The sequence below is a fragment of the Pseudomonas sp. XP2 genome (assembly GCF_053557975.1).
On record NZ_JBNRIK010000009.1, the window covers coordinates 73,831 to 80,821 of the forward strand.

Genomic DNA, 6,991 nt, shown 5'->3' on the forward strand with positions numbered 1-6,991 from the left:
TGTTGAGTACCAACATCATCACCACGCAAGGCCATGAGGCGCTGAAGAAAGAACTGGACCACCTGTGGCGGGTATATCGCCCGGAGATCACCCAGAAGGTTGCCTGGGCCGCGTCGCTGGGCGACCGCAGCGAGAATGCCGACTATCAGTACAACAAGAAGCTGTTGCGCGAAATCGACCGCCGGGTGCGTTACCTGCGCAAGCGTCTTGAAGATGTAAAAGTGGTGGCCTACTCGCCTCAGCAGGAAGGCAAGGTATTTTTTGGTGCCTGGGTCGAAGTCGAGAATGACGATGGCGAGACCATGAAATTTCGCATTGTCGGCTATGACGAGATCTACGGGCGCAACGATTACATCTCGATCGACTCGCCCATGGCGCGCGCCTTGCTCAAGAAGGAGGAGGGCGATGAGGTAGTGGTGCACACGCCTACCGGTGAAGCGACCTGGTATGTCAACAGCATCAGTTACGGCCAATAAATTGATGTTACCTGCACCGGCCTCTTCGCGGGCATGCCCGCGAAGAGGCCGCTGCAGGTAACCCTCAACCCTCGCGCAACACCGTCAACGGGCTGGCATTCAACGCCCGCCGCGTGCCCAGTACTCCGGCACCGCCCACCAGCAGCGCCCCCGCCAGCGGCAACGCCAGCAGCCACGGGTGCGGGCTCCACTGCAAGTCGAAGGCATAGCGGTACAGCACCAGGGTAATCAGTTCACAGCCCACTGCGGCCAACAATCCGCTGGTTGCCCCCAGCAAGCCGAACTCGATACGCCGTGCCTTGACCAGCAATGGCCGCCCGGCCCCCAGCGCACGGAGCAAGGCACCCTGGCGAATGCGTTCATCCAGCGTTGCCTGCAAACCGGCAAACAGCACCGCCAGCCCGGCAGCCAGCACAAAGACCAGTACATACTCCACTGCCAGGGTCACCTGGGCGAGGATGCTGCGCAGTTGGTCGAGCAAGGCATCCACCTGCAAGATGGTCACTGCCGGGAATGCCCGTGACAGCGCCACCACGTCCAGGTCGTGGCCCGGCGCCAGATAGAAGCTGGTCAGGTAGGTGGTCGGTAGCCCCTGCAGCGTGCCGGGCTGGAAGATCATGTAGAAGTTTGGCTGGAAGCTGTCCCAGTGCACGCTGCGAAGGCTGCTGACCCGCGCTTGGCGCTGCTGGCCGCCGATGTCGAAGGTCAGCAGGTCGCCCATTTTAAGCTTCAGGCTGCTGGCCAGCTCGGCCTCCACCGAAACGCCAGGGGTCTCGTCGTCGGCGGGCAAGGCTTGCCACCAGTTGCCGGCGGTCAGTGCATTGCCTTCGGGCAGCTCGGCGGCCCAGGTCAGGCTGAGGTCGCGCTGCACGGCGCGCTCACCCGCCGAATCCTTGCTGACGATTTGCTGTACCGGTTGCTGGTTGATTTGCACCAGGCGCCCGGGCGTTACCGGGTATAGCGGTGCTGAAGTGGCATTGACCTGATGCAGCCGTTCAGCGAACGGTTCACGGTCATCCGGCAGGATGTTCAGGGCGAAATGGTTGGGGGCATCCTTTGGCAACTGAGCTTGCCAGGTGTCGAGCAGTTCTGCGCGTAGCAGGGCGACCAACCCCATGGCGAGCAGGATCAGGCCGAAGGCCAAGGCCTGGCCGGCGGCTGCCGTGGGGTGGCGCAGCAACTGGCCCAGCCCCAGGCGCCAGGCCAGTGGTGCGCCGGCCAACAGCCGGCGCAGGCTGCGCAAACCGAGCAAAAGCAAGCCACCGAGCAGTAGCGCGGCGACCAGCCCGCCACCGAGCAGGGCGAAGGTGAGCAGCAGGTCAAGGCTCAGGCGCCACATGATCAGGCCCAAGGCAAACAGTGCGGCGCCGTACACCAACCAGCTGCTCGGTGGTATCGGCAACAGATCACGGCGCAGCACCCGCAGTGGCGGGACTTGGCCCAAGGCAGCAATCGGCGGCAGGGCGAAGCCGGCCAGTGCAACCAGCCCGGTGCCGATGCCAGCCAGGGCAGGGACGATGCCGCCGGCCGGCACCACGCTCGGCAGCAGGCCGTGCAGCAAGCGGAACAGGCCCAGCTGTGCCAGCCAGCCGAGCAGGGCGCCGGTAAAGGCGGCGACCAGGCCGAGCATGGCCAACTGCAGGCAATACAGGCCCAGTGCCTGGCGGCGTGAGAGCCCCAGGCAGCGCAGCAGCGCGCTGGCATCCAGGCGCCGAGCGGCATAACGGCTTGCCGACAGGGCCACGGCGACCCCGGCCAGCAGCACCGCCACCAGACTCGCCATGTTCAGGTAGCGTTCGGCCTTGCCCAAGGCGCCACCGATCTGCTGGTTGCCATCGCGTGTGTCGCGCAAGCGCTGGTTGGCGGCCAGGTCTTTTTCCACGGCCTGGCGGTATTGGGTCAGTGCCTCGGCATCGCCGCGCCACAGGTCGCGGTAGGTAACCCGGCTGCCAGGCTGGATAACACCGGTGGCTTCCAGGTCGGCCAGGTTCATCATCACCCTTGGGGTAAGGCTGTAGAAGTTGTTGGCGCGGTCCGGTTCGTAAGTAAGCACACGGCTCATGCGCAGGGTTTTCATGCCTACGTCGATGCTGTCGCCAATCGCCAGCCCCAGCGCCGCCAACAGGCGGGGCTCGACCCACGCCTCGCCAGGTGCCGGGCCGCCACCAGGTATTTCCTCTGCATAGGGCGCCGGTGCGCTGCGTACCTGCCCGCGCAATGGGTAGGCAGCGTCGGCGGCCTTGACGCTGGACAACTGGATGCCGTTGTCGCCGCCCACCACACTGGTGAACTCGATCACCTGCGCGTGGCGCAAGCCAAGTGCCGTGCCGGTAGCGATCTGTTGCTCGCGAGCGGGGGCACTGCCCTGTAGCACCAGGTCGGCGCCCAGGAATTCGCTGGCGCGCAGTTGCATGGCGCCATTCAGGCGTGCACCGAAGTAGCCGATGGCGGTGCTGGCTGCCACCGCCACCAGCAGGGCGAAGAACAGCACGCGTACTTCGCTGGCGCGAAGGTCGCGTAGCAACTGGCGCAGGGCCAGGCCGTACAGGCGGGACAACGGCATATGTTTCATCAAGCCTCCACCGGGGCCACCAAGCGCCCCGCATCCAGGCGGATCTGGCGGCGGCAGCGTCGGGCCAGGCGTTCGTCATGGGTGACCAGCACCAGGGTAGTACCGCGCTCTTTGTTCAGTTCAAACAACAAGTCGCTGATGCGCTCGCCTGTGTGGCTGTCGAGGTTGCCGGTGGGTTCGTCGGCAAACAACACCGCAGGCTGCGCGGCGAAGGCGCGGGCGATGGCTACCCGCTGCTGTTCGCCGCCCGACAGTTGGCGCGGGGTGTGGCTCAGGCGCTTGCCCAGGCCGACCCGTTCCAGCAGGCTGCGCGCCTGTTCGCGGGCGTCGCGGCGGCCGTCCAGTTCCAGTGGCAGCATCACGTTCTCCAGCGCATTCAGGCTGTCGAGCAGCTGGAATGACTGGAACACAAAGCCCACATGTTCGGCACGTACCCGGGCGCGCTGGTCTTCATCCAGTGGCCCCAGGTCGGTGCCGGCGAGGAGGACTTTGCCCGCGCTGGGCTGGTCGAGGCCGGCGAGTAGGCCGAGCAGGGTCGACTTGCCCGAGCCCGAGGCGCCGACGATGGCCAGGCTGTCGCCTTTGGCCAGCTCGAGGGAGAGTGCGTGGAGGATGGTAAGGTCACCTTCCGCGCTGGGGACCACTTTGCTAAGGTTCTGCGCAACGAGTATGTTGGGGCCCATGGAGAATCCGATGCGAGTGTGGTGGTTGAGTGCCGGTCTGGCCCTGTATTGCCTGGCCCAGAGCGCGGCGGCGGGAACACTGCTGGTTGTTGGCGATAGTATCAGCGCCGGTTTTGGCCTGGATACCCGCCAGGGTTGGGTCACCCTGTTGCAGACCCGTCTCAAGGACGAAGGTTTCGACGACAAAGTGATCAATGCGTCAATCAGTGGCGACACCAGCGCAGGTGGCCAGGCGCGGCTTCCGGCGCTGCTTGCCGCGCATAAACCGGACCTGGTGGTGCTGGAGCTGGGCGGCAACGATGGCCTGCGGGGGCAGCCGCCCGCGCAATTGCAACAAAATCTTGCCTCGATGATCGGGAGCGCGCGGCAGGCCGGCGCCAAGGTGCTGCTGCTGGGCATGCGCCTGCCACCCAATTACGGCGTGCGCTATACCACCGCTTTTGCCAAGGTGTATGAGCAGCTGGCCGCGGACATGCAGGTGCCGTTGGTGCCGTTTTTCCTCGAAGGGGTAGGAGGGGTGCCCGAATTGATGCAGGCCGATGGCATCCACCCGGCCCAGGGTGCCCAGCAGCGCCTGCTGGAAAATGCCTGGCCGGCGATAAAACCCTTGCTGTGATGCTTTAAACGGGGCGGGCTTTCGGCTAATGTTGCGCCCCCCGTTTCGAGTGCACCCGATGCCGCGCCCTGCCTGGTCCCTGTATGCCTATCAACTGATCGAGCCCGACGAGCAGCTCGACCTGTTCGCCTGCCAGGAAATCCGTGTCCACCTGGTGGCCCGCCAGCTTGAGCTGGGCGTGCCGGTAGACCGTACCTTGTGCGGCGGTCTGCTGCCAGCGCAGCCGCGTTGGTCAGGGGTGCCGCGCGCGATCTACCGCGACAGCCGCCTGTGTGACTTGTGCCGTGCCATCCTCGACGCTCAACGGCGCGGCATGCGCCCGGTCTGGCCAGAGCTGCAAGCCAGCTGAACGGCACGCACCTTTCATCATCTGAAACGCTTGCATCGCGCCAATGCCTCCCGCTTGCATCGGTGCGGGTGTACAATCGATCCTCTTGACCCACCTTTCGAAGGATTTACCGGATGTTGCCGCGCTTTCCTGCCGTCACCCGTAGCCTGTCCCTGGCCGCCCTGCTGGTAGCGGGCCCCGCTGCTGCGCTGGAGCTGCCACTGCCACCGCCCGGTGAAGACATCGTCGGCCAGGTGCATGTGATCAAGGCAAAGTACGAGGACACGTTCGCCGACATCGGCACCGCCAACGACCTCGGCTACCTGGAAATGATTGCCGCTAACCCGGGTGTCGACCCTTGGCTGCCGGGCGCCGGTACCGAGATCATCCTGCCGACCCGCTACGTCCTGCCGCCGGGCCCGCGTGAAGGCATTGTCATCAACCTGGCCGAGTACCGCCTGTACTACTACCCGAAAGGGCAGAACGTGGTGCATACCTTCCCGCTGGGCATTGGCCGTGAGGGTTGGGGTTCGCCGATCGCCAACACCAAGATCACCGCCAAGACGCCGAATCCGACCTGGACGCCACCTGCTTCGATCCGCAAAGAGCACGCGGCGGACGGTGACATCCTGCCGACTGTGGTACCGGCTGGCCCTGATAACCCGCTGGGGCCGTTCAAGTTTACCTTGGGCGTGCCGGGCTACTTGATCCATGGATCGAACAAGAAGTTCGGCATTGGCATGCGTACCAGCCACGGCTGCTTCCGGATGCTCAACAACAACGTGCTGGAACTGTCGAAGATGGTGCCTGTGGGCACTCCGGTGCGCATCATCAATGAGCCTTACAAGTTCGGTATCAGCGGCGGCAAGGTCTATCTGGAGGCGCACACGCCGCTGGACGATCAGGGTAACCCTTCGGTGGTCGACAAACACACCGCAGTTATCAATGCGCTGCTCAAGCGTGAAGACTTGGCCAATAACCTGCGCATGAACTGGGACATGGTGCGTGACGTGGTGGCTGCAGAAGATGGCATGCCGGTAGAAATTGCCGTGCCGGTCGAGACCCAGGGTGGCGCGCCAATGGTGTCGAGCATTCCGCCTGAACTGCAGTAAGGTAATTGCGACACATCACGGCCCGCCTAAGTGCGGGCCTTTTCGTGAATGTCGGGCGTGTTTGCCTGGCTGGCAGGCAATAAAAAAGCCGACCCACAAGTGGGTCGGCTTCTTAACAATCCGTGAGGATTATTACTTGCGGCTGGCTTTGTCCAGCATACGCAGAGCGCGCTCGTTGGCTTCGTCAGCGGTCTGCTGAGCCTTCTGAGCGGCTGCCAGTGCGTCGTCAGCCTTACGGTAGGCTTCGTCAGCACGAGCTTGAGCGCGAGCTGCTGCGTCTTCAGTCGCAGTCAGACGAGCTTCGGTTTCTTTGGATACGCTGCTGCAACCGGTAGCCAGAACTGCGGCCAGAGCCAGAGCAGAGAATTTCAGAACGTTGTTCATCGTGTTCCCCTTCAAGGACTTTCTATTAAAGAGCCATCTCTCAGGAAAGAGAAACTGGCCGGCGTACATAGTACCCATTACTTGTAGTAAGTAAACTGACTGAGCGCAAGAACTGCAAAAAAAATGTGGCTAGACGCCGTCCCGACAAGATTTGCGACGCGCACGTGAAAAAAACGTGCACGGTTCCCAAGCTGTTGTAGTACAGGAACTTTTTTGTTGAACTAACGGTGACTTTAACTGTCTTTGGACGTCTTAAGCCCTACAACATCCGGCGGCTATTGAGCGTACAGGGAAGAGTCGCGCTCTCAGCATTTTCACCCTTTTTTAGCCACCGCCACCTTGAGCAATCCCATTCGCGGCGCCTACTATCTTGTGAGTGCCAGAGGCTTCGAACGATTACAATCGTCCAGAGGTCGAAGGGGCAACAGGTGGCGTCGAGGATTTTGCGCCGGATAAACCACCATCGGTTAAGGTATGGGTCTGCCGAGAAGACCTGCGAGGAGTAGTGATGAGCGAAGCGCTGACCATCCACCATGACCAGGCCGGTCATCAGTTCGAGACCAACGTGGACGGTCATCGTGCCTATCTTACGTACATGGATCTGGGCAAGCAGACGCTGGACATCTATCGCACCTTCGTGCCCAACGCCTTGCGGGGCCGCGGCATTGCTGCCGCACTGACCGAGCGGGCTCTGGAGTACGCTGAACAGATGGGCTACACGGTGATCCCGTCCTGCTCATATGTGGAACGCTACATGGAGCGCCAGCAGCGGCACTCGAGCAAGGCCTGACGCACCCCTAAAAAAGCGGGGCCGCGTGAC

The 6,991-nt window shown here is 62.9% G+C and carries 8 protein-coding genes; 5 read left to right on the top strand and 3 right to left on the bottom strand.

Annotated features, from left to right (window positions below; genetic code table 11):
- Window positions 1–2: 2 nt before the first annotated feature.
- Window positions 3–476, top strand: coding sequence for a transcription elongation factor GreB (greB, locus tag ACK1VC_RS12300; protein ID WP_016485896.1), 474 nt, complete (start codon window positions 3–5; stop codon window positions 474–476).
- Between the two features lie 64 nt (window positions 477–540).
- Here the strand turns inward: greB and ACK1VC_RS12305 are convergent, their stop codons facing one another.
- Entirely contained in the window at window positions 541–3,048 is a 2,508-nt protein-coding gene (locus ACK1VC_RS12305) for an ABC transporter permease (RefSeq protein ID WP_191087469.1), read from the bottom strand.
- Window positions 3,048–3,731: an ABC transporter ATP-binding protein gene (locus tag ACK1VC_RS12310; RefSeq protein WP_016485898.1), complete on the bottom strand. Its 684-nt coding sequence runs from the start codon at window positions 3,729–3,731 to the stop codon at window positions 3,048–3,050. The genes ACK1VC_RS12305 and ACK1VC_RS12310 overlap by 1 nt, the downstream gene beginning before the upstream one ends.
- A gap of 10 nt (window positions 3,732–3,741) precedes the next feature.
- Between ACK1VC_RS12310 and ACK1VC_RS12315 the strand changes: the two genes are divergently transcribed.
- From ACK1VC_RS12315 to ACK1VC_RS12325, 3 genes are all read left to right on the top strand, one after another.
- Entirely contained in the window at window positions 3,742–4,347 is a 606-nt protein-coding gene (locus tag ACK1VC_RS12315) for an arylesterase (protein WP_016485899.1), read from the top strand.
- 58 nt (window positions 4,348–4,405) lie between these two features.
- Entirely contained in the window at window positions 4,406–4,696 is a 291-nt protein-coding gene (locus ACK1VC_RS12320) for a hypothetical protein (RefSeq protein WP_016485900.1), read from the top strand.
- Between the two features lie 113 nt (window positions 4,697–4,809).
- Entirely contained in the window at window positions 4,810–5,787 is a 978-nt protein-coding gene (locus ACK1VC_RS12325) for a L,D-transpeptidase family protein (protein WP_016485901.1), read from the top strand.
- A 132-nt stretch (window positions 5,788–5,919) separates the two neighbouring features.
- Here the strand turns inward: ACK1VC_RS12325 and oprI are convergent, their stop codons facing one another.
- Entirely contained in the window at window positions 5,920–6,171 is a 252-nt protein-coding gene (oprI, locus tag ACK1VC_RS12330) for an outer membrane lipoprotei OprI (protein ID WP_003259780.1), read from the bottom strand.
- A gap of 508 nt (window positions 6,172–6,679) precedes the next feature.
- Between oprI and ACK1VC_RS12335 the strand changes: the two genes are divergently transcribed.
- Window positions 6,680–6,961 (top strand): GNAT family N-acetyltransferase, encoded by a 282-nt coding sequence (locus ACK1VC_RS12335; protein WP_003250290.1) that lies wholly within the window; start codon window positions 6,680–6,682, stop codon window positions 6,959–6,961.
- Window positions 6,962–6,991 lie beyond the last annotated feature (30 nt).